This window comes from Klebsiella sp. KTE92 (assembly GCF_000398905.1).
Classification (GTDB): domain Bacteria; phylum Pseudomonadota; class Gammaproteobacteria; order Enterobacterales; family Enterobacteriaceae; genus Klebsiella; species Klebsiella variicola.
Map to the genome: position 1 here is coordinate 2,350,102 of NZ_KB976100.1, position 23,061 is coordinate 2,373,162.

20 protein-coding genes are annotated in these 23,061 nt (G+C 59.2%); 15 read left to right on the forward strand and 5 right to left on the reverse strand.

From position 1 onward, the window contains the following. Positions 1-2: 2 nt before the first annotated feature. Positions 3-2,270, reverse strand: a complete 2,268-nt coding sequence (gene tynA / locus A1WC_RS14305; protein ID WP_016160903.1) for a primary-amine oxidase — start codon at positions 2,268-2,270, stop codon at positions 3-5. A 641-nt stretch (positions 2,271-2,911) separates the two neighbouring features. Continuing rightward, a complete protein-coding gene (paaZ, locus tag A1WC_RS14300; protein ID WP_016160905.1) occupies positions 2,912-4,957 on the reverse strand; it encodes a phenylacetic acid degradation bifunctional protein PaaZ in 2,046 nt (681 codons plus the stop codon). 286 nt (positions 4,958-5,243) lie between these two features. Here paaZ and paaA point away from each other — a divergent pair, with 286 nt between their 5' ends. From paaA to paaY, 13 genes are all read left to right on the forward strand, one after another. Continuing rightward, complete coding sequence (paaA, locus tag A1WC_RS14295) at positions 5,244-6,173, forward strand: 1,2-phenylacetyl-CoA epoxidase subunit PaaA (RefSeq protein WP_016160906.1); 930 nt, start codon at positions 5,244-5,246, stop codon at positions 6,171-6,173. Positions 6,174-6,184: 11 nt separating this feature from the next. Then, complete coding sequence (gene paaB, locus A1WC_RS14290) at positions 6,185-6,472, forward strand: 1,2-phenylacetyl-CoA epoxidase subunit PaaB (RefSeq protein ID WP_004224492.1); 288 nt, start codon at positions 6,185-6,187, stop codon at positions 6,470-6,472. 7 nt (positions 6,473-6,479) lie between these two features. Beyond that, complete coding sequence (paaC, locus tag A1WC_RS14285; RefSeq protein ID WP_016160907.1) at positions 6,480-7,235, forward strand: 1,2-phenylacetyl-CoA epoxidase subunit PaaC; 756 nt, start codon at positions 6,480-6,482, stop codon at positions 7,233-7,235. An 11-nt stretch (positions 7,236-7,246) separates the two neighbouring features. Then, complete coding sequence (paaD, locus tag A1WC_RS14280) at positions 7,247-7,744, forward strand: 1,2-phenylacetyl-CoA epoxidase subunit PaaD (RefSeq protein ID WP_016160908.1); 498 nt, start codon at positions 7,247-7,249, stop codon at positions 7,742-7,744. Positions 7,745-7,751: 7 nt separating this feature from the next. Continuing rightward, the gene (gene paaE / locus A1WC_RS14275; protein ID WP_008805122.1) at positions 7,752-8,822 is read left to right on the forward strand and encodes a 1,2-phenylacetyl-CoA epoxidase subunit PaaE; all 1,071 of its coding nucleotides are present in this window, start codon (positions 7,752-7,754) and stop codon (positions 8,820-8,822) included. Continuing rightward, positions 8,819-9,586: a 2,3-dehydroadipyl-CoA hydratase PaaF gene (gene paaF, locus A1WC_RS14270; protein WP_016160909.1), complete on the forward strand. Its 768-nt coding sequence runs from the start codon at positions 8,819-8,821 to the stop codon at positions 9,584-9,586. The genes paaE and paaF overlap by 4 nt, the downstream gene beginning before the upstream one ends. A 2-nt stretch (positions 9,587-9,588) precedes the next feature. Continuing rightward, positions 9,589-10,377, forward strand: a complete 789-nt coding sequence (gene paaG, locus A1WC_RS14265; protein WP_016160910.1) for a 2-(1,2-epoxy-1,2-dihydrophenyl)acetyl-CoA isomerase PaaG — start codon at positions 9,589-9,591, stop codon at positions 10,375-10,377. Continuing rightward, entirely contained in the window at positions 10,378-11,802 is a 1,425-nt protein-coding gene (locus A1WC_RS14260; RefSeq protein ID WP_172437947.1) for a 3-hydroxyacyl-CoA dehydrogenase, read from the forward strand. Next, positions 11,792-12,214 carry a hydroxyphenylacetyl-CoA thioesterase PaaI gene (gene paaI / locus A1WC_RS14255; RefSeq protein ID WP_016160912.1) on the forward strand — a complete coding sequence of 141 codons (423 nt, stop codon included), beginning with the start codon at positions 11,792-11,794 and terminating at the stop codon, positions 12,212-12,214. Before A1WC_RS14260 ends, paaI begins: the two co-directional genes overlap by 11 nt. Next, positions 12,214-13,419, forward strand: a complete 1,206-nt coding sequence (gene pcaF / locus A1WC_RS14250) for a 3-oxoadipyl-CoA thiolase (RefSeq protein ID WP_016160913.1) — start codon at positions 12,214-12,216, stop codon at positions 13,417-13,419. The genes paaI and pcaF overlap by 1 nt, the downstream gene beginning before the upstream one ends. Positions 13,420-13,445: 26 nt before the next feature. Then, on the forward strand, positions 13,446-14,762 hold the full coding sequence (paaK, locus tag A1WC_RS14245) for a phenylacetate--CoA ligase PaaK (protein WP_008805116.1): 1,317 nt from the start codon (positions 13,446-13,448) through the stop codon (positions 14,760-14,762). A gap of 99 nt (positions 14,763-14,861) precedes the next feature. Next, positions 14,862-15,788, forward strand: coding sequence for a phenylacetic acid degradation operon negative regulatory protein PaaX (gene paaX / locus A1WC_RS14240; protein WP_162535956.1), 927 nt, complete (start codon positions 14,862-14,864; stop codon positions 15,786-15,788). A gap of 9 nt (positions 15,789-15,797) precedes the next feature. Beyond that, positions 15,798-16,394, forward strand: a complete 597-nt coding sequence (gene paaY, locus A1WC_RS14235) for a phenylacetic acid degradation protein PaaY (RefSeq protein ID WP_008805114.1) — start codon at positions 15,798-15,800, stop codon at positions 16,392-16,394. A 32-nt stretch (positions 16,395-16,426) separates the two neighbouring features. Here paaY and nadS read toward each other — a convergent pair whose 3' ends face one another. From nadS to azoR, 3 genes are all read right to left on the reverse strand, one after another. Next, positions 16,427-16,711 carry a NadS family protein gene (nadS, locus tag A1WC_RS14230; protein ID WP_012541926.1) on the reverse strand — a complete coding sequence of 95 codons (285 nt, stop codon included), beginning with the start codon at positions 16,709-16,711 and terminating at the stop codon, positions 16,427-16,429. Position 16,712: 1 nt separating this feature from the next. Then, positions 16,713-17,045, reverse strand: coding sequence for a type II toxin-antitoxin system RelE/ParE family toxin (locus A1WC_RS14225; RefSeq protein WP_016160915.1), 333 nt, complete (start codon positions 17,043-17,045; stop codon positions 16,713-16,715). 243 nt (positions 17,046-17,288) lie between these two features. Next, the gene (azoR, locus tag A1WC_RS14220; protein WP_002902889.1) at positions 17,289-17,894 is read right to left on the reverse strand and encodes an FMN-dependent NADH-azoreductase; all 606 of its coding nucleotides are present in this window, start codon (positions 17,892-17,894) and stop codon (positions 17,289-17,291) included. A gap of 203 nt (positions 17,895-18,097) precedes the next feature. Between azoR and hrpA the strand changes: the two genes are divergently transcribed. Beyond that, the gene (gene hrpA, locus A1WC_RS14215) at positions 18,098-22,000 is read left to right on the forward strand and encodes an ATP-dependent RNA helicase HrpA (protein WP_016160916.1); all 3,903 of its coding nucleotides are present in this window, start codon (positions 18,098-18,100) and stop codon (positions 21,998-22,000) included. Positions 22,001-22,241: 241 nt separating this feature from the next. Further along, positions 22,242-23,042: a hypothetical protein gene (locus A1WC_RS14210; protein WP_228691823.1), complete on the forward strand. Its 801-nt coding sequence runs from the start codon at positions 22,242-22,244 to the stop codon at positions 23,040-23,042. The last annotated feature ends 19 nt before the right edge of the window (positions 23,043-23,061 follow it).

A 23,061-nucleotide genomic window follows, 5' to 3' on the forward strand; every position in this document is an offset into this window, starting at 1 on the left:
GATTACTTTTTCTTCTCGCCAAGGGTTGGGGTTTCGTCAAAGAAGTTCCACGGCTTCAGCAGGGCGTGCGCCCATTCGGTCGGCATGATCGGCCACTCTTCGGCGCGCGCCACGTGGGTGGTGCCGGTGGTGATCCACACGACGTCGTCGTGGTTTGTCAGCGACTCATCATCCTTTGCGTACTGGCCTAAGCCGGTATCGTGGGCGGAACGGTTCGGGTATTTCCCTTCCGGATAACGCTCTGTCGGGTGGTAGCGCGTCACCCACAGCTGTTTATCCATAAAGCTCAGGCGATGGTAGATCCACTCGTCCGGGGCGAACTTCGCGCCGGTCGCCGCCGGGTGCGTACCGCCGGCGTAAGGGATAATCTGATAAGAGACCGGGTTGCCCATGCGGTTCTCTTTGCTGGTGTTGCTCAGCAGGCGAATGGTGCCCGGGTCGAATTTCTGCGCCGCTTTCTGCTCGCTGTCAATGGTGTACTGATTCACCTGCATGGTGCTGGTGCGCGGGCCGCCGGCGGTGTTGGGCTTCACTTCAGGATCCATCGCCACCAGGCTGTTGTTTTCGCCGTCCACGTCGAGGTCGAGGCGGAAGTTATAGATGTGCTGGTGAGTGGTGCCGACAATATTATGGTCGATCAGCGTCCCGTAGCGGGTATCCTCTTTGGCGCTGGGGTCGTGCATGGTCTTCGCCATCACGCCTTTGACGGCTTCAATCCCGGTGGCGCCGGCGTCGATACCGATGGTGCCGTTGTCGTGGAACACCCAGTCAAAGATATAGTCGTAGTTGCCGACGGTACTGATCCAGCGCACCACCAGCTCCCGGCGTTCGGTACTGACGTTGGGCTTGCCCATTTCCAGGTGCTTATATTCCGGCCCGGCATAGCGTTCGAATATGGCGACCGCGCCTGGAATCGTGGTCGGTTTGCCGGTGTAATCGGCGATGGTTTCATCCAGCAGTACCGCATTCGATGGCGCGTCCTTGCCGCGCACAATCGGCGAGGTCAGGGTGCCCATACCGTAATCGCCGGAGTCGAGGTAGGCTTTGAAATACCAGCCGACGTCCGGGTCGCCGTAGGGGACGATCATCCCGCCGAGGGAACCTTCATACATCACCTGGCGTTTTGTGCCGTTATCGTTGTAGGTCACCGTCGAGAGGATTGGCCCGACGCGCGAGTTAAGGCGCAGGTGGAAATCCCAGTTCTGCCAGTGAATGGTATCCCCGGTAATGGTGTAGTTTTTGCCCTCTGGTTCCGTAATATCCAGCGGTTTCACCGCCGGGGCGTTGCGGTCGCGGCCATCATACGGACGGGGCTCCATCGGAACCGGGATCACCGGGCCTTCCTCAATTTTGATAATTTTCTTCGCTTTAAGGTCGACCACCGCCACCAGGTTTTCAATCGGGTGCGCCCAGTAGTTGCCGTCGCCGGTATCGAGATAACTGACCACCTTCAGCAGACGCGCATCCTGTTGCAGGCCATCTTTGCCATCAAAATAGCCAACGGTGAGCGGGGTGGTGACCACTTTGCCTGGATCGGTAATACCGTGCTTTTTCAGCACCTCAGCGAATTCGCTGCTGGCGTTGATGATGTTCTGCACGCTGACAAAATCATCGAGCAGTACCATCCCGTGGGCGCCTTTAACTGGCGTCCAGGAGAGGATTTTTTTGTTTTGCAGATCGACGACGGCTTCAATCACGTGTTTGCCATCCAGCATCACCACATCGGCGGTGCGCGGTGAATCGACCGGCGTACCCTGCAGGGCAAAGGCCCACACCGCCGCTTTATCCGGCTCGTGCAGGGAAATTTCGGTAAAGCGGGTATTGGGCTGGAATTCCGGCGCGGCTTTAACAATGGTCACCGCTTCACTGATTTCCGCCGCCGAGAGCGAGTTTAACGGGTGAGGGCGCTTTTCCACCTGGAAGGTCTGATCGAGACCGGACTGGAAGACATCGTTGATAAAGGTATCGGAGACCCAGGCTTTACCTTCCTTCATCACCACCGGCACCGGTAGATCCAGGGGTTTACCGTTGACGATCGCGGTTTTGGCGCCGGGCTTCACTTTGACGTAAGCGCCGTCTTTTATCAGGGTAAACATTTGCGCGTAGTCATCCCACTGGACATCGGCGCCGAACGCCTGCAGCGTTTTATCCAGCGGTACCATGTGGGCTTCGCTGCCGTGGGCGAAGACCGGTGATTGCCAGGCGCAAACCACCGCGACGGCCAGCGCCAGCGCGGTTTTACGAGGAGAAAATTTCAAGCCGTTTGCCATAGTGACCTCATCTTATTGTTGTGTTGTCTCTTGCCGCTGCGAATGTCGGCTTTGTCACCCTTAAGCTACCAGCCAGCGGCGCCGGGGCGTTTGTTTGCTTTTGCCAGCTTGTTTGTCAGTTTTGCCAGACGGACGTAAAAAATGCCTCCGCAGAGGCATTGAGAACGTGCGCCGATTTTTTTGCCGGGTGGCGGCTGACGCCTTACCGGGCCTACAGCCCCTACAGATCCAAATCATCGCTGGCGCTGGGGCCGCTGAAACTACCGGTGCTGGCGGCCTCAAAATCGCTGAGACGTTCCCGGAAGGCCGGGGCAGCCCGCATGGATGCGGGCTGAGGGCCGTGTTTTGCAGGGACGCTGCCTCGGCCCGACCCGCAGCCTGCAGGGAAAAGTCGAAGGCACCACGCAGTGGCGATTTTGCTGGCCGGAGCCCGGGGGTACAGGGGGCGGCGGCGACTGGCCGCCCCCTGTGCGCTCCCTGCGCCATGAGTGACATAACGCAGACGATTAATCGGGAGCGCAATGTGCGCTGAAGCCACAGATAACATAAAGGACTTCCCGGGGCGAAACCGTTGCAAACCGATTGCAGGATCAATGGCTCAAGGATCGGCCAACAGAGCGCCAGCGGTCTATTTTCCGCTATCACGCCGGAAAATCCCCTTGCTGGCGCGCCACCAGGGTCAGAATGGAATACAGCGCCACCGCCTGCTGGTGCTGGTTGAAAATCTCCACCGCCCATTCCACCACGCCGGTGGCTTTCTCATCGGCGCTGCGCTGACGTTTGACCGTTTTCCGCTTACAGGTCAGGCGAACCTGAATGGTGTCTCCCGGTTTGACCGGCTCAATAAAGCGCAGGTTTTCCATCCCGTAGTTGGCGATAACCGGCCCGACGCCGGCATCGACGAACAGCCCGGCCGCAGCGGAGATCAGGAAATAACCGTGGACCACCCGCTCGCCGAAAATCGACTCGGCGGCGGCGATTTTGTCCATGTGCGCATAGAAATGGTCGCCGCTCAGGCAGGCGAAGTTAACGATATCCGCTTCGGTGAGGGTTCTCCGCGGGGTTAATAAGCTATCGCCAGGCTGGATCTCTTCGAAGTATTTACGGAACGGGTGAATGCGGTCTTCGCTAACCTGCGCGCCACGCACCCACTGCTGGCCGATGGTCGCCAGCATCGTTGGGCTGCCCTGGACCGCGGTACGCTGCATATAGTGTTTCACCGAGCGCAGCCCGCCAAGCTCTTCTCCGCCGCCCGCGCGGCCAGGGCCGCCGTGTACCAGCTGCGGCAGCGGCGAGCCGTGGCCGGTCGACTCTGCCGAGGACTCCTCGTTAAGGATCTGAATACGACCATGGGCGCGCGCGGCGCCAAGGATAAACTCGCGCGCCAGCTCGCCGCTGGCGGTGACCAGCGTACCAGCCAGACTGCCACCGCCGGCGCGTGCCAGCGTCAGCGCATGCTGGCGGTCGCGATACGGCATCAGCGTCGCTACCGGGCCAAAGGCTTCAATGGCGTGAACCTCTGGCGTTTCATCCGGCTGCGGGCAGTACAGCAGGGTCGGCGGGAAGAACGCGCCATCAGCATTAAGATCTGCCTGTCCGCCGAGCAGCGCTTCACAGCCGGCGGCGATCAGTTTATTGACGTTATCCTGCACATCCTGACGCTGTTCGCGATTAACCAGGGCCCCCATCTTAATGCCCTCCTGCGCAGGGTCACCGACGGTTACTTTATGCAGGCGGGAGATCAGTGCATCGCTAACCGCATTAATCTGAGCCAGTGGCACGATGATTCTGCGGATAGCGGTACATTTTTGCCCGGCTTTCGCCGTCATCTCGCGGACCACTTCCCGAATAAACAGCGCGAATTCCGGTTGCTCCGGGGTGACATCTTCGCCTAAAACGCAGCAGTTGAGCGAATCTGCTTCCATGGTAAAGGGAATCGATTTGGCCACCAGGTTAGGATGCGACCGTAGCTGCTGGCCGGTGGCGGCAGAGCCGGTAAAGGTCACCACGTCCTGGCTATCGAGATGGTCGAGAAGATCGCCCGCGCCGCCGCAAATCAGGCTGATGGCGCCTTCCGGCACCAGGCCGCTGTCGACAATCGCTTTCACCATCGCCTGGGTAAGCTGGGCGGTAGCGGTGGCCGGTTTAATGATCGCCGGCATGCCGGCAAGCCAGGTCGGCGCCAGTTTTTCCAGCATTCCCCAGCAGGGGAAGTTGAAGGCGTTGATATGTACGGCGACGCCTGATTTCGAGGTCAGCACGTGACGCGCGGCAAAACCCCCTTGTTTGGAGAGCGGGATGAGCTCGTCCTCCGGCCACAGGAGATCGTCCGGCAATTCGCGACTACCGAGCCCGGCATAGGTGAAAAGGGTGCCGATGCCGCCTTCAATATCCACCCAGCTGTCGGCGCGGGTCGCGCCGGTTTGCGCGGAGATGGCGTAGAACTCGTCTTTCTGCTCCAGCAGCCGTTTTGCTACCGCTTTTAACATCGCGCTGCGTTCAATAAAGGTCATGGCTTGCAAAGCTTTACCGCCGCGCTCAATCGCGAAGCGGCGCGCCTGCGCCATATCCAGGCCTTCACTGGTCACCTCCCACAGCGCCGCCCCGGTGATGGCGTGATGGATAGTACGGGCGCGGCCCCGGCCGGTCTGCCAGGCGCCGGATAAGTAACTGGCTAACTGCTGCATCGCAAATCTCCAAATGTGTTACGTGTGATATCTATAAATAGTTCTTTTATGAATCATAAAAATCAAGCCTATATTTAATAATTTATTAACATTGTGATCGGCGGTCGATGGAATGTTGCGTTTATGCTACTGATTTATTGGCTGTTTACAAAAGGTTTTGCGGTTGTTATCACAAAAGGAGCAAACAAAATTTGTGGTTTTATTTAACCAATATGTAACCTTCAATAAACAAAATGATTCACATAAATGTTTTTGTTGTGAATATCGGAATCATAAAGGTGATGACGTGACAGAAGAACAACGCTTTGACCAGCGCATCGCGCAGGAAACGGCCATCGAACCGCGGGACTGGATGCCGGATGCCTACCGTAAGACCTTGATTCGGCAGATAGGTCAGCACGCGCACTCGGAAATTGTCGGCATGCTGCCGGAAGGCAACTGGATCACCCGCGCGCCGACGCTGCGCCGTAAAGCGATTCTGTTGGCTAAGGTACAGGATGAGGCCGGACACGGGCTGTATCTCTATAGCGCCGCGGAAACGCTGGGCTGCGCCCGGGAAGACCTGTATCAGAAAATGCTCGACGGGCAGATGAAATATTCCTCCATTTTTAACTACCCGACCCTGAGCTGGGCCGATATCGGCGTGATCGGCTGGCTGGTCGATGGCGCGGCCATCGTCAACCAGGTGGCGCTGTGCCGGACCTCCTATGGCCCCTATGCCCGGGCGATGGTCAAAATCTGCAAAGAAGAGAGTTTTCACCAGCGCCAGGGATTTGAAGCCTGCATGGCGCTGGCGCAGGGCAATGACGCGCAGCGGCAGATGCTGCAGGACGCTATTAACCGCTTCTGGTGGCCGGCGCTGATGATGTTTGGCCCCAACGACGACAACTCGCCGAACAGCGCCCGCAGCATGGCGTGGAAAATCAAACTGCACTCCAACGACGAGCTACGTCAGCGCTTCGTCGATAACACCGTGCCGCAGGTAGAGATCCTCGGTATGACCGTCCCGGACCCGGATTTGCGCTTTGACGAAGCCAGCGGCCACTACCGCTTCGGCGAAATCGACTGGCAGGAATTTAACGAGGTGATTAGCGGCCGTGGGATTTGCAATCACGAGCGGCTGGCCGCCAAGCGTAAGGCCTGGGAAGAGGGCGAGTGGGTGCGCGAGGCCGCGCTGGCCCATGCGCAAAAACAGCAGGCCCGCAGCGCGGCATGAGGAGAGACAACATGAGCAAAGTTTACTGGCCGTTATATGAAGTGTTCGTTCGCAGCAAACAGGGGTTATCCCATCGTCACGTCGGCAGTCTGCACGCCGCTGATGATCAAATGGCGCTGGAGAATGCCCGCGATGCTTATACCCGCCGCAGCGAAGGCTGCTCAATTTGGGTGGTGAAGGCCAGCGAAATCGTTGCTTCGCAGCCGGAAGAGCGCGGCGAATTCTTCGACCCGGCGGAAAGCAAAGTCTACCGTCATCCGACTTTCTATACCGTGCCGGATGGCATGGAACACATGTGAGGCGGCGATGAATACCCCTAACCCCGTAGCCACCTACGCCCTGCGGCTTGGCGACAATGGTCTGGTTCTGGCCCAGCGTTTAGGCGCCTGGTGCGGCCATGCTCCCGAGCTCGAGATCGATCTTGCGCTGGCCAACATCGGCCTCGACCTGCTCGGCCAGGCGCGCAATTTTTTAAGCTATGCCGCCGAGCTTAACGGCTGCGGCGACGAAGATACGCTGGCTTTTGGTCGCGATGAGCGCCAGTACAGCAACCTGCTGCTGGTGGAGCAGCCAAACGGCAATTTTGCCGACACCATCGCCCGCCAGTTCTTTATCGATGTCTGGCACGTCGCCCTGTACAGCCGGCTGGTGAACAGCCGCGACGCGCAGCTGGCGGCCATTGCCGCCAAAGGGCTGAAAGAGGTGCGTTACCACCAGCGCTTCAGCCGCGGCTGGCTGGAGCGTCTGGGTAACGGCACCGAGTTATCAAATCGCAAAATGCAGCAGGCGGTCGACAATCTGTGGCGCTTCACCGGCGAACTGTTCCTTGCCGATGAAGTGGAGCTCAGCCTGGTTGAGCAGGGTATTGCGGTTGATCCGCGTGAGCTTCAGGCCGAATGGCAAAGCGCGGTACACACGGCGCTGCTCGACTCCGGCTTACAAATCCCGCAGGAAGCGGCCTTCCGCAGCGGCGGCAAACAGGGGCTGCACAGTGAACATCTCGGCCCGCTGCTGGCGGAGATGCAATATCTGCAGCGTTCGCATCCCGGACTGCAGTGGTAAGTGAGGTGACTATGCAACGTCTTGCCGACATCGCTCCTGCTGAAGTTCGTACCATCTGGGGATTATTAAGCGCGATCCCGGATCCGGAAGTGCCGGTACTCACCATCACCGACCTCGGTATGGTGCGCAGCGTCGCGCGCCACGGCGACGGGTGGGTGATTGGCTTTACCCCGACCTATTCGGGCTGTCCGGCGACAGAGCATCTGCTGGGCGAGATCCGTACGGTCATGAGCGAGCATGGCTTTCTGCCGGTGCATATCGTCCTGCAGCTGGATCCGCCGTGGACCACCGACTGGATGAGTCAGGAGGCCCGCGAGCGCCTGCGCCAGTACGGAATCAGCCCGCCCCAGGGGCACGCCTGCCATGCGGACATGCCCGTTGAGGTGAGCTGTCCGCGCTGCGGCAGCACCCATACCTCGCTGATTAGCGAATTCGGTTCCACGGCCTGCAAAGCGCTCTATCGCTGCGACAGCTGCCGGGAACCTTTTGATTACTTTAAATGTATTTGAGGTTGCCATGACGACGTTCCATTCGCTTAAGGTGGCGAGAGTCGAGCCGGAAACCCGCGATGCGGTGACCATCACTTTTGCGATCCCGCAAGCCCTGCAGGCGGAGTACTGCTTTCGCCCGGGCCAGCATCTGACGCTAAAAGCCCGTCTGGGCGGCGAAGAACTGCGCCGCTGTTACTCCATTTGTCGCAGCCGCACGCCAGGCGAAATTAGCGTCGCGGTCAAAGCTATCGACGGCGGGCGCTTTTCGCGCTACGCCCAGCACGATATCCAGCAGGGTATGGAGCTGGAAGTGATGGTGCCGCAGGGGCATTTCGGTTATCAACCGCAGGCTGAACGGCAGGGTGAATATCTGGCGATTGCCGCCGGTTCCGGGATCACGCCGATGATGGCGATCATGAGCGCGACGCTGGCGACCGAGCCGCAAAGCCGCTTCACGCTGATCTACGGCAACCGCAGCAGCCATAGCATGATGTTCCGCCAGGCGCTGGCCGATTTAAAAGACCGCTATCCGCAGCGCCTGCAGGTGATACATCTGTTTAGCCAGGAGTCGATGGACAGCGATCTGCTACAGGGGCGCATTGACGGCGACAAACTGCGCCAGCTCGCTGACCATCTGCTGGATTTTAGCCGTTTCGACGAGGCTTTTATCTGCGGTCCGGCGGCGATGATGGATGAGGCGGAAGCGGCGTTACGTGAACTTGGCGTAGCGGAGAAATCGATTCATCTCGAACGCTTTAATACACCAGGCGGCAATGTGAAGCGCGCCGCCGGCGTGCAGGCGGAAGGGCGCACGGTGACCATCCGCCAGGACGGGCGCGATCGGCTTATCGCCCTCAGCGCCGAAGACGACAGCATCCTGGATGCCGCATTGCGTCAGGGCGCCGATCTGCCGTTCGCCTGTAAGGGCGGGGTATGCGCCACCTGTAAATGCAAAGTGCTACGCGGTGAAGTGGCGATGGCCGCCAATTACAGCCTGGAAGCAGATGAGCTGGCGGCGGGATATGTCCTGAGCTGCCAGTCGTTGCCGACCAGCGGCGATGTGGTGGTCGACTTTGACGCGCGGGGGATGGCATGAGTGACCTGCTGATCCACCGTCATGGCCGGGTGCTTCAGTTGACGCTAAACCGCCCGCAGGCCCGCAACGCGCTGAACAATGCCCTCTTAACCCAGATTGCCGAGGCGCTGGAGGTTGCGGCAGTTGATGACAGCGTCGGCGTCTGCGTTATCAGCGGCAACCCGCGTTTTTTTGCCGCCGGGGCCGACCTCAATGAGATGGCGGAGAAAGATCTGCCTGCCACCCTGGATGATATTCGCCCACGGTTGTGGGCGCGAATTGATGCTTTCACTAAACCGCTCATCGCTTCGGTCAACGGCTACGCGCTTGGCGCCGGCTGCGAGCTGGCCCTGCTGTGTGACCTGATTGTCGCCGGCGACAACGCCCGTTTTGGCCTGCCGGAAATTACCCTCGGCATTATGCCGGGCGCGGGCGGCACCCAGCGGCTGATCCGCAGCGTAGGCAAGGCGCTGGCCAGCCGAATGGTGCTGAGCGGCGAGAGTATTGACGCCCGCCAGGCGCAGCAGGCCGGGCTGGTTAGTGATATCCATCCGGCGGCGTTAACCGATGAGTATGCCCTGAAACTGGCAACCACCATTGCCCGCCACTCGCCGCTGGCGCTCCGGGCGGCAAAACAGTCGCTGCGCCTGTCGCAGGAAGTCAGCCTGCAGGCCGGTCTGCAACAGGAGCGCCAGCTGTTTAGTCTGCTGAGCGCCACCGAGGACCGCCGCGAAGGCATCGACGCCTTCTTACAAAAACGTACACCGGACTTTAAAGGACGCTAATCGTGGAAGCTTTCATTCTCAGCGCAGTGGAACAGGGCGTCATGACCATTACCCTCAATCGCCCGGACCGTCTCAACAGTTTTAACGATCTGATGCATCACCAGCTGGCGGAATGTCTGAAGCAGGCCGAGCGCGATGATGGCGTGCGCTGCCTGCTGATCACCGGCGCCGGTCGCGGCTTTTGCGCAGGCCAGGATTTGAACGATCGCAATGTCGACCCCAGCGGCCCACCGCCGGATCTCGGCCTGTCGGTAGAACGCTTTTACAACCCGTTAGTGCGCCGTCTGGCGGCGCTGCCGAAGCCGGTTATCTGCGCGGTCAACGGCGTTGCCGCCGGCGCTGGCGCCACCCTGGCGCTGGGCTGCGATATCGTGCTGGCCGCGCGTTCGGCGAAATTTGTGATGGCGTTCAGCAAGCTCGGCCTGGTGCCGGACTGCGGCGGTAGCTGGTTCCTGCCGCGGGTGGCCGGCCGCGCGCGCGCGATGGGGCTGGCGCTGCTGGGCGATAGCCTCAGCGCGGAACAGGCCGCGCAGTGGGGAATGATCTGGCAGCTGGTGGACGACTCAGAACTGGCGGATACCAGTCTGCAGCTGGCGCGCCATCTGGCGGCGCAGCCGACGTTTGGTTTTGGGCTGATTAAAAAGGCGCTGCTGGCTTCTGAAACCAACAGTCTCGATGCGCAGCTGGATCTGGAGCGCGATTATCAGCGCCTGGCCGGACGCAGCGATGATTACCGCGAAGGGGTCAGCGCGTTTCTGGCCAAACGGCCACCACAGTTCAGCGGGAAATAGATGATGACGAGATCCTTAGCCAACGTGGCGGTGATCGGCAGCGGCACCATGGGGGCCGGCATCGCCGAAGTGGCTGCCGCCGCCGGACATCCGGTGCTGATTTACGACATCGATCATCAGGCCATTGCCCGGGCGATCGACTGCATTGCCAGGCGTCTCGCCTCACGGGTCGAGCGCGGCAAACTGGCGTCAGAGCAGGCCGACGCGCTGCTGGCGCGCCTGCATCCGGCTCACGATTTAGCCGCGCTTGCCGACGCGGATTTAGTGATTGAAGCGGCCTCTGAACGGCTGGAGGTCAAAACGGCGCTGTTCGCGCAGCTGGCGGAGATCTGCGCGCCGTCAACGTTGTTGACCAGTAACACTTCGTCTATTTCGATTACCGCCATCGCCGCCGGGGTCAAAAACCCGGAGCGGGTGGCCGGGCTGCACTTTTTTAATCCGGCGCCGGTGATGAAGCTGGTCGAGGTGGTCAGCGGCCTGGAGACGTCTGCTGAGGTAGTAGAGCAGCTGTGCCAGTGCGTAAGCGGCTGGGGGAAACAGCCGGTACGCTGCCGCTCAACGCCCGGTTTTATCGTTAACCGCGTAGCGCGTCCGTTCTACGCCGAGGCCTGGCGCGCGCTGGAAGAGCAGGTTGCCGCCCCGGAGGTTATCGATGCCGCTTTGCGTGACGGCGGCGGTTTTCCGATGGGACCCCTGGCGCTGACTGATCTGATTGGCCAGGACGTCAATTTCGCCGTGACCTGTTCGGTGTTTAACGCCTTCTGGCAGGACCGCCGCTACCTGCCATCGCTCCTCCAGCAAGAGCTGGCGCTGGCCGGGCGGCTGGGTAAAAAGAGCGGTTACGGCGTCTATCGCTGGCCCGCTGAGACACTGCCGGACGCGGCGTTGCCGCCGGTTGCCAATGGCGCTCAATCCGTGATGACGATAGGTGACAGTGTCACTGAGCTGGACGAACTGCTGTTGCTGGAGACCGAAGGTGAGACCGCGCTGGCGCTAAGCGTTAAGCATCACCGCCCGGTGGTGGTGTATGACCTGTGCGCCAGCGATACGGTGGTGCTGGCCGCAGCGGCGACCAACGCGCCTGCGGCCACTGATAAGGCCGTGCATTACTTCCAACAGCAGGGCAAGAAAGTCCTGCATATTGCCGATTATCCCGGCCTGCTGGTGTGGCGCACGGTGGCGATGCTGATTAACGAAGCGCTGGATGCGCTGCAAAAAGGCGTCGCCAGCCCGCAGGATATCGATACCGCGATGCGCCTTGGCGTCAATTATCCGCACGGCCCGCTGGCATGGGGAGAACGCCTTGGCTGGCGACGGGTGCTGCAACTGCTGGAGAACCTGCAACACCATTATGGCGAGGAGCGCTATCGTCCCTGTTCCCTGTTGCGCCAGAAGGCGCTGATGGAGAAGCACCATGAGCAATGATGCGTGGCGCAACGCGCGCGTGATGTACGAAAAAGATACCTGCGCCAGAAAGATGGGGATCGAACTTATCGAAATGGACGATGGTTTTGCGCAGATGAGCATGACCGTCTCGGCGGACATGCTTAACGGCCATCAAACCTGTCACGGCGGTCAGCTATTTACGCTCGCCGATACCGCTTTCGCTTACGCCTGTAACAGCCAGGGGCTGGCGGCGGTGGCTTCGGCGGCAAATATTGATTTTCTTCGTCCGGCGTTTGCCGGCGACAGGCTGGTCGCCACCGCAAGAGTCAAACAGCAGGGCAAGCTGACCGGCGTCTACGACATCGAAATTGTTAATCAACAGCAAAAGATTGTGGCCCTGTTCCGCGGCAAATCGCACCGTATCGGCGGCACAATCACGGGAGAAGTGTAATGCGCGACGCCTTTATTTGTGACGGGATCCGCACGCCGATTGGCCGCTACGGCGGAGCGCTGGCCGGCGTCCGCGCCGACGATCTGGCGGCGATCCCGCTACGTGAGTTGCTGAGCCGTAACCCCGGGCTCGACCCGGCAGCGATTGATGATGTGATTTTCGGCTGTGCGAATCAGGCCGGTGAAGATAACCGCAACGTGGCGCACATGGCGACGCTGTTGGCCGGTTACCCGCATAGCGTGCCGGGCACCACGATTAACCGCCTGTGCGGATCGGGGCTGGATGCGATCGGCTTTGCCGCCAGGGCGATCAAAGCCGGCGATGCCGATCTGTTGATTGCCGGCGGCGTGGAATCGATGTCTCGCGCGCCGTTCGTGATGGGAAAAGCCAGCGCGCCGTATCAGCGTCAGGCGGAACTCTTCGATACCACGATTGGCTGGCGTTTTGTGAACCCGCTCATGGCGCAACACTTCGGAACTGACAGCATGCCGGAAACGGCCGAGAATGTAGCTGAATTGTTAAATATCAGCCGGATCGATCAGGACGCTTTCGCCTGGCGCAGCCAGCAGCGTACGGCGCAGGCCCAGCGTGACGGCATTCTGGCGCAGGAGATCGTGCCGGTGCAGATCATCGGCAAGAAAGGGGCGGTCAGCGCGGTACGCGATGATGAGCATCCCCGCCCGGAAACCACGCTTGAGCAGCTGGCGAAACTGAAAGCGCCGTTCCGCCAGGGCGGCGTCATTACCGCGGGCAATGCTTCCGGCGTCAACGATGGCGCCGCGGCGCTGATCATCGCCAGCGAACAGCAGGCCGCTATCCAGGGGCTCACGCCGCGGGCGCGTATCGTGGCGATGGCGACGGCGGGTGTTGAACCGCGCCTGATGGGGCTGGGGCCGGTACCGGCGGTGCGTAAAGTGCTGGAGCGAGCCGGGCTCAATATTAACGATATGGATCTGATTGAGCTGAATGAGGCCTTCGCCGCGCAGGCGCTGGGGGTGCTCAGACAGCTCGGCGTGCCGGATGATGCGGCGCATGTGAATCCCAACGGCGGCGCCATCGCGTTAGGCCATCCGCTGGGCATGAGCGGCGCGCGGTTAGCGCTGAGCGCCAGCCTTGAGCTGCAACGCCGGGGCGGGCGCTATGCGCTGTGTACGATGTGTATTGGCGTGGGTCAGGGCATTGCCATGATCCTCGAGCGAGTGTGAGCTAATTTACCTGCGAGTACCCTACAATGATAACTACTACAAAATTAGATCCGATTGAAACCGCATCGCGTGACGAACTGCAGGCCCTGCAAACCCAGCGCCTGAAATGGACGCTGAAGCATGCGTATGACAATGTGCCGATGTATCGCCGCAAATTCGACGCCGCCGGCGTGCACCCTGACGACTTTCGGGAATTAAACGATCTGCAAAAATTCCCCTGTACCACCAAACAAGATCTGCGCGACAACTATCCCTTCGATACCTTCGCGGTGCCGATGGAGCAGGTGGTGCGCATTCACGCCTCTTCCGGCACCACCGGCAAACCGACGGTGGTGGGATATACGCAAAACGATATTGATAACTGGGCCAATATTGTCGCCCGTTCGCTGCGCGCCGCCGGCGGCACGGCGAAAGATAAAATTCACGTCGCCTACGGCTACGGCCTGTTTACCGGCGGCCTTGGCGCGCACTACGGCGCGGAACGCTTAGGCGCGACGGTGATCCCGATGTCCGGCGGGCAGACCGAAAAACAGGCGCAGCTGATCCGCGACTTTCAGCCGGATATGATCATGGTGACGCCGTCTTATTGTCTGAATCTGATTGAAGAGCTGGAGCGCCAGATGGGCGGCGATGCCCGCGGTTGTTCATTGCGGGTCGGCGTGTTTGGCGCCGAGCCGTGGACGCTGGCGATGCGCGCGGAAATCGAGCGCCGCCTGGGGATCACCGCCCTGGATATTTACGGTTTGTCGGAAGTCATGGGTCCGGGCGTAGCGATGGAGTGTCTGGAGACCGTTGACGGCCCGACCATCTGGGAAGACCACTTCTTCCCGGAAATCGTCAACCCGGACGACGGTACGCCGCTGGAAGATGGCGAGCATGGCGAACTGCTGTTTACCACGTTGACCAAAGAAGCGCTGCCGGTGATCCGCTATCGTACCCGCGATCTGACGCGCCTGCTGCCGGGCACCGCGCGGACTATGCGCCGCATGGATCGCATCAGCGGGCGCAGCGACGATATGCTGATTATCCGCGGAGTTAACGTCTTCCCCTCGCAGCTGGAAGAGGAGATCCTCAAGTTTGAACACCTGGCGCCGCACTATCAGTTAGAGGTCAATCGCCGCGGTCATCTTGATTCGCTGGCGGTGCGCGTTGAACTGAAAGAGAGCGGGCTGGCGCTGAGCCACGAACAACGCTGCCAGATTTGCCATCAGCTGCGCCACCGCATTAAGTCGATGGTCGGGATCTCTACCGACATTACTATCGTCAACTGCGGCAGCATTCCTCGCTCGGAAGGGAAAGCCTGTCGGGTATTCGACCTGCGTAAAGCGGTGGTCAGCGGTTAATTCTCTCCCCGGTAGCCCGGCTGAGGCCTTTACGCCGTAAGCCGGGAATTTCCTGTGCTATGATTCATAAAGGAAAAAAATAACAACAGAATGAATCAGATGAGTAAACTCGACGCCTTTATTCAACAAGCGGTGACGGCGATGCCGATCAGCGGCACGTCATTAATTGCCTCGCTGTATGGCGACGCTTTATTGCAGCGCGGTGGGGAAGTGTGGCTGGGCAGCGTTGCGGCGCTGCTGGAAGGATTAGGCTTCGGCGAGCGCTTTGTCCGCACCGCGCTATTTCGCCTCAATAAAGAAGAGTGGCTCGATGTCATCCGTATCGGCCGGCGTAGCTTCTATCGCCTGAGCGATAAAGGGCTGCGCCTGACCCGGCGCGCGGAGCATAAAATTTATCGCGGCAGTGCCCCGGAATGGGACGGTACCTGGCTGCTGCTGCTTTCGGAAGGCCTGGAGAAAAATGTGCTCGCCGACGTCAAAAAGCAGCTGCTGTGGCAGGGCTTTGGCGCGCTGGCGCCCAGCCTGCTGGCCTCGCCGTCGCAAAAACTGGCCGATGTCCAGTCGCTGCTCCACGAAGCGGGCGTCGCCGAAAACGTCATCTGTTTTGAAGCCCATTCGCCGCTGGCGCTCTCCCGTGCGGCGCTGCGCAGCCGCGTGGAGGAGTGCTGGCATCTCACTGAACAAAACGAGATGTATGAATCTTTCATCTCGCTATTCCGACCGTTACTGCCGCTGCTGCGCGACTGCGACCCGGCCGAGCTGACGCCTGAGCGCTGTTTCCAGATCCAGCTGCTGCTGATCCATTTTTATCGCCGGGTGGTGCTCAAAGATCCGCTGCTGCCGGAGGAGCTGCTGCCGGCGCACTGGGCGGGGCAAACCGCCCGCCAGCTGTGTATCAATATTTATCAACGCGTGAATCCCGGCGCGCTGGCGTTCGTCAGCGAGAAAGGGGAAAGCTCGGTGGGCGAGCTTCCGGCGCCAGGCCCGCTCTATTATCAGCGCTTTGGCGGTTTGCCGGGCGCATAAGGAGGTTGCATGCCGATTTATCAGATTGATGGGCTGACGCCAGTGGTGCCGGAGGAGAGCTACGTCCACCCAACCGCCGTGCTGATTGGCGACGTGATCCTCGGCAAAGGGGTCTATGTTGGGCCCAACGCCAGTCTGCGCGGCGATTTTGGCCGCATCGTGGTCAAAGACGGCGCCAATATTCAGGACAACTGCGTCATGCATGGATTCCCCGGCCAGGATACGGTGGTGGAAGAGGATGGCCACATCGGTCACGGCGCTATTCTGCACGGCTGCGTGATTGGCCGCAACGCGCTGGTGGGCATGAGCGCGGTGATTATCGACGGGGCGGTCATTGGCGAAAACAGCATTGTCGGCGCTTCGGCCTTTGTCAAAGCCAACGCCGAGATGCCCGCCAACCATCTGATTATCGGCAGCCCGGCAAAAGCGATTCGCACCCTGAGCGAACAGGAGCTGGCGTGGAAAAAACAGGGTACCCGTGAATACCAGGTGCTGGTGGAGCGCTGTAAGCAGACGCTGCATCAGGTGGAGCCATTACGGGAAGTGGAAGCAGGGCGTAAGCGACTGGAATTTGATGAAAACCTGCGGCCAAAAACGCAGCGCTAACTTTCCAGGGCAACCCGGAGGGGCTCGGTGGATTAGTGCTCAGCCAGTTCACGAAAGAACGCCGGGTTGGCCTGGATAACCGCCAGTACTTTTGCTGCCAGGCCTGTCGGGTTGCGCCGCCTGGACTCCCAACTTTTGATAGTATCCACGCTGGTACCCAGCGCTTTTGCCATCTCCGCCTGCGAAACATTAAGCTGAGTGCGGATGGCTTTCACATCAGCAACTTCATAGCGCGTCGCTCGGGCTGGGGCCTTGTTGCCGTCTTTGATCTCAACAGCCTCTTCCAGGGACGCTTTAAGTTCGTTGAAGTAACCCATTTCAAACCTCATTTTTTAGTCGCCGGGTCAGTTTCCTGAGTTCGTTTTTTTCCGCTGCGCTCAGGCTCTCTTTGGTGTGCTTGGGGTAGGCTAAGACGAGATAGATGATCTCGCGGGTTGCCAGAAAATAAATCACCCGCACGCCGCCGCTTTTTCCCTGTGAGCCTGTCGCCATTCTTATTTTCCGTAACCCGCCGGTATCCTGGATAAGATCGCCGAAATCCGGATTGCCTATGAGTTGCCTCTGCAGTCCCCTCAGATCTTCATCGCTGGCCAGCTGTTTTATCTGGCGGGTAAATAGCGACGTTTCGATAAATTCAATGGCATGACACACGAAAACGCTCCTTGCTAAGGTACCATGTACACCATCGGGTGTACATAGTACGCACTCCTGTTTTTGACCATGACAACGGTTGCCGTCAGCGACCGGGAGTGAGCCAGATTCGCGCGGCGACAGCCATGGTACAGGCTGGTGGCTTAAGGCGTTGGAATGATGTGTGAATTTACGAGGCGGCTCGTAAAAGGGGGATGGGCGAGGGGAAAAAAACACTCCCACCGGGCGGCGGGAGTGGAAATCTTAGGCTGCAACCACGCTGTCGATGGCCGCTTTCGCGTCGGACTGCGCTTTGGCCGCCACTTCCGGGCCGTAAGCGATACCTTCGGCGAACACAAAGTTCACGTCGGTGATGCCGATGAAGCCGAGGAAGGTGGACAGGTACGGGGTGACCAGGTCGGTCGGGGTATCTTTGTGGATACCGCCGCGGCTGGTCACGACGACCGCACGTTTACCGGTCACCAGACCTTCCGGCCCTTTCTCGGTGTAGCGGAAGGTGACGCCGGCGCGAGCCACCAGGTCAAAATAGTTTTTCAGCTGCGTCGGGATGTTGAAGTTGTACATCGGCGCAGCGATAACAATCACATCATTGCCTTTCAGTTCGGCGATCAGCTCGTCGGAAAGGGCCAGCGCTTCCTGCTGACGCGGAGTCAGCGGCGCGTCGCTCGGACGCAGGGCACCAACCAGTTCACCATCCAGAACCGGGATCGGATTAGCGGCCAGGTCACGCACGGTGATCTCGTCGCCCGGGTGTTTTTCCTGCCATTGTTCAACAAAATAGTCGGAAAGCTGACCAGATTGTGAGTACCCTGCCAGAATACTGGATTTCAGAACTAATACTTTGCTCATGGGTGTTTCCTTTTTTAATGTGATTGACGGGTCAATGCCCTGGTGCATGTTGACACTGTATTCACAATCGCGCCACAGAGATAGCGCAATATATCGAATCCTATGTTCAGATTTTTTGAACAAGGCACGGATGACACAGATGTGGTACTCTAAGGCAATACTTCAAAAGAGATTTTCCCGGCAGAGCTCTGCCCGATAACGCTATGACAGAACAACAAAAAATCACCTTCCCCCAGCTTTATCAACAGCTCGACGGCCTGATGCTGCGCGATAAAACGCGCTTCGCCCGCCGTCTGCACGGTGTGAAGAAGGTTAAAAATCCTGAATCGCAACAGGCCATCCTCCAGGAGATGGCGCAGGAGATAAGCCAGGCAGCCGGTAAAGTCCTGCTGCGCGAAGCGGCGCGTCCGGCCATCACCTATCCTGAAAACCTGCCGGTTAGCCAGAAAAAACAAGAGATTCTCGAGGCGGTGCGCGATCACCAGGTGGTGATAGTCGCCGGAGAGACCGGTTCGGGTAAAACCACCCAGTTGCCAAAAATCTGCATGGAGCTGGGCCGCGGGCTGAAAGGGCTGATCGGCCATACCCAGCCGCGTCGTCTGGCCGCGCGAACCGTCGCCAACCGTATCGCCGAGGAGCTGCAAACGGAGCCGGGCAGTTGCATCGGCTATAAAGTTCGCTTTAGCGATCACGTCAGCGACAACACCATGGTCAAGCTGATGACCGACGGTATTCTGCTGGCGGAGATCCAGCAGGATCGCCTGCTGATGCAGTACGACACCATCATTATCGATGAAGCGCACGAGCGCAGTCTGAACATTGATTTTCTGCTCGGCTATCTGAAAGAGCTCCTGCCGCGCCGCCCGGACCTGAAAATCATCATTACCTCGGCGACCATCGACCCGGAACGTTTCTCAAAGCATTTCAATCATGCGCCCATTATCGAAGTCTCCGGGCGGACTTACCCGGTGGAAGTCCGCTACCGGCCGATAGTGGAAGAGGCGGACGACACCGAGCGCGATCAATTACAGGCGATTTTTGATGCGGTTGACGAACTGGGGCGCGAAGGGCCCGGCGATATTCTGATCTTTATGAGCGGTGAGCGGGAAATTCGCGATACCGCTGATGCGCTGAATAAGCTGGATCTGCGCCATACTGAAGTGCTGCCGCTGTATGCCCGCCTGTCCAACAGCGAGCAGAACCGCGTCTTCCAGCCGCACAGCGGACGACGCATCGTGCTGGCGACCAACGTGGCGGAAACTTCGCTGACCGTGCCGGGCATTAAATACGTTATCGATCCCGGTACTGCGCGTATCAGCCGTTACAGCTACCGCACCAAGGTGCAGCGCCTGCCGATCGAGCCGGTTTCCCAGGCGTCCGCCAACCAGCGTAAGGGCCGCTGCGGCCGCGTTTCGGAAGGGATCTGTATTCGTCTTTATTCGGAAGACGATTTCCTGTCGCGCCCGGAGTTTACTGACCCGGAAATTCTGCGTACCAACCTGGCGTCGGTCATCCTGCAGATGACCGCCCTGGGCTTAGGCGATATCGCCGCCTTCCCGTTTGTCGAAGCGCCGGATAAGCGCAATATCCAGGACGGCGTGCGCCTGCTGGAAGAGCTGGGCGCCATCACCACCGATGAGCAGGCCACCGCCTATAAGCTGACGCCGATGGGCCGCCAGCTCAGCCAACTGCCGGTGGATCCCCGTCTGGCGCGCATGGTGCTGGAGGCGCAGAAGCACGGCTGCGTGCGGGAAGCGATGATCATCACCTCCGCGCTGTCGATTCAGGACCCGCGCGAGCGGCCGATGGACAAACAGCAGGCCTCCGATGAGAAGCACCGCCGCTTCCACGATAAAGAGTCCGATTTCCTCGCCTTCGTCAATCTGTGGAACTACCTTGGCGAGCAGCAGAAGGCACTGTCGTCGAATCAGTTCCGCCGCCAGTGCCGGGTCGATTTTCTTAACTATCTGCGCGTGCGCGAGTGGCAGGACATCTACACCCAGTTGCGCCAGGTGGTGAAAGAGCTCGGCCTGCCGATCAACAGCGAGCCGGCGGAATATCGCGAGATCCATACCGCGTTGCTGACCGGTTTGCTGTCGCACATCGGCATGAAGGATGCCGATAAGCAGGAGTTTACCGGCGCGCGCAACGCCCGCTTCTCCATCTTCCCGGGTTCCGGTTTGTTTAAAAAGCCGCCAAAATGGACGATGGTGGCGGAACTGGTGGAAACCAGCCGGCTGTGGGGGCGCATCGCCGCCCGCATTGAGCCGGAGTGGGTTGAGCCGGTCGCGCAGCACCTGATCAAGCGCTCATACAGCGAACCGCACTGGGAGCGGGCGCAGGGCGCGGTGATGGCGACGGAGAAGGTCACCGTCTACGGCCTGCCGATCGTTGGCGCACGCAAGGTCAACTACAGCCAGATCGACCCGGCGCTGTGCCGCGAACTGTTTATCCGCCACGCGCTGGTGGAGGGCGACTGGCAGACGCGGCATGCCTTCTTCCGGGAAAATCTGAAGCTGCGGGCGGAAATCGAAGAGCTGGAGCATAAATCGCGCCGTCGCGACATCCTGGTGGATGACGAAACCCTGTTCGAGTTCTACGACCAGCGCATTAGCCACGACGTCATCTCCGCCCGTCATTTTGATGCCTGGTGGAAGCAGGCCAGCCGCGAAACGCCAGACTTGCTCAATTTTGAAAAGAGCATGCTGATTAAAGAAGGGGCGGAGCAGGTCAGCAAGCTGGACTACCCGAACTTCTGGCATCAGGGGAATCTCAAGCTGCGGCTTAGCTACCAGTTTGAACCGGGCGCCGATGCCGATGGCGTGACGGTGCATATTCCGCTGCCTCTGCTGAACCAGGTGGAGGAGGCCGGATTTGAGTGGCAGATCCCAGGCCTGCGTCGCGAGCTGATTATCGCGCTGATAAAATCGCTGCCGAAGCCGGTGCGGCGCAATTTCGTCCCGGCCCCTAACTATGCGGAAGCGTTTCTCGGCCGGGCGACGCCGATTGAGCTGCCGCTGCTTGATTCGCTGGAGCGTGAGCTGCGTAAGATGACCGGCGTGACCATCGACCGCGAGGCCTGGCAATGGGATCAGGTGCCCGATCACCTGAAAATCACCTTCCGGGTGGTGGATGACAAAAACAAGAAGCTGCAGGAAGGGCGCTCGCTGCAGGCGTTGAAAGACGCGCTGAAGGGCAAAGTTCAGGAGACGCTGTCGGCGGTGGCCGATGACGGCATCGAGCAGAGCGGGCTGCATATCTGGAGCTTTGGTACGCTGGCGGAAAGTTACGAACAGAAACGCGGCAACTATAAGGTGAAAGCCTGGCCGGCGCTGGTGGACGAGCGCGACAGCGTGGCTATCAAGCTGTTTGATAATCCACAGGAACAGCAGCAGGCCATGTGGCGTGGTCTGCGCCGCCTGCTGCTGCTCAACATCCCGTCGCCAATTAAGTATCTGCACGAAAAACTGCCGAACAAAGCCAAGCTTGGGCTCTATTTTAACCCGTACGGTAAAGTGCTGGATCTGATTGACGATTGCATCTCCTGCGGCGTTGATAAGCTTATCGACGAGGCGGGTGGTCCGGTGTGGACGGAAGAGGGCTTCAGTCAATTGCACGATAAAGTGCGAGCCGAGCTCAACGACACGGTGGTGGAGATCGCTAAACAGGTCGAGCAGATCCTCACCGCGGTGTTCAATATCAACAAACGGCTGAAAGGCCGCGTGGATATGACCATGGCGCTGGGGCTGTCGGATATCAAAGCGCAGATGGCGGGTCTGGTGTATCGCGGTTTTGTCACCGGCAACGGTTTCCGCCGTCTTGGCGATACGCTGCGTTATCTGCAGGCGATTGAAAAGCGTCTCGAGAAGATGGCTATCGATCCGCACCGCGATCGCGCACAGATGCTGAAAATTGAGAGCGTGCAGCAGGCGTGGCAGCAGTGGCTGAATAAGCTGCCGCCGAACCGCCGTGAGGACGACGATGTCCGGGAGATCCGCTGGATGATCGAGGAATTGCGGGTGAGCTTCTTCGCCCAGCAATTGGGCACCCCGTATCCCATCTCGGACAAACGCGTCCTGCAGGCGATGGAACAGATCACGCCGTAATCCCCTCATTCCCCAGCCCGGTGGCGCTGTGCTTGCCGGGCGGGGGCATATCCTGAGGCTGATACTCATCAGTACGCCGCACCCGATAATCTTCCCGCCCCGGATGTGGCCCATACCGGTTCTCCCGGACGTAAAATTAACGGATTCTGAAAATCAACCCGGTGGCTTGGGGAACCTGCTTTATTGGCGTATGTTTAGCCTCGCTTTGCCGGATAAACAGGACACGGAGTCTATTTTTACGATGATGGCTATGTACAGACTATTTATGCTGGTGTCGGCCATTCTTGTTATTACGGCGTGTAAGCCTTTCGTTGACGCTTTTTCCTGTGATGAAACACAGCGGGCGATCAACGATGCCAATTTTTTTATTTTGACCTATCTTCCGCCGCTCAATGGTGAGGTGCAGAGCGTAAAAATTGACGGTAGCCAAAATAACGACGCAGGCACGCTGCGTTTTGACCGGTGCCGCCGGCTGGAAAGTTACGAGCGAGCAAAAACTTTTAATACCGCGAATGACTCCACGATAGTCAGAGATAATGTTCACTGGCGAAATGATAAAGGATGGATGCGGGAATATATCCGACAGACCCGGAGCGCGACGGGAAATATCAGAAAAATGGTCATGCGTGAGCAGTTCTACACCGATAATCTCGGGCGCATTGTACGTTCAGATAATCTACTCGTGTCGCAGCAACCGCCCAAAGCCATGAGCACGACCACCTATCACTATGACGACCGCCACCGGTTGGTGCGTAAAACGGTCAATGGCGGCATGATGGCCATGCTTTCTGTCAATTATCGCTATGCGGAAGGGCATTTAAGCCGCATTGCCGACTCGGATGCGACCACGACGCTGCGTTGGGATGAAAAAGGGCGGTGGTTATCCGAGGAAAGAACCACCACGTATAGTACAAAACACCAGTCCCGCTGTTTAGGCTGGGACCCCGAGGGGAACTGTACCGGGGAATATGGCGAGCATGAAGGATACGGCGGAAAAAGCGAAGCGTCTCTGCACTATCAGTATACGTATTATCCCCAATGATCGTCAGCGGACGAATGCC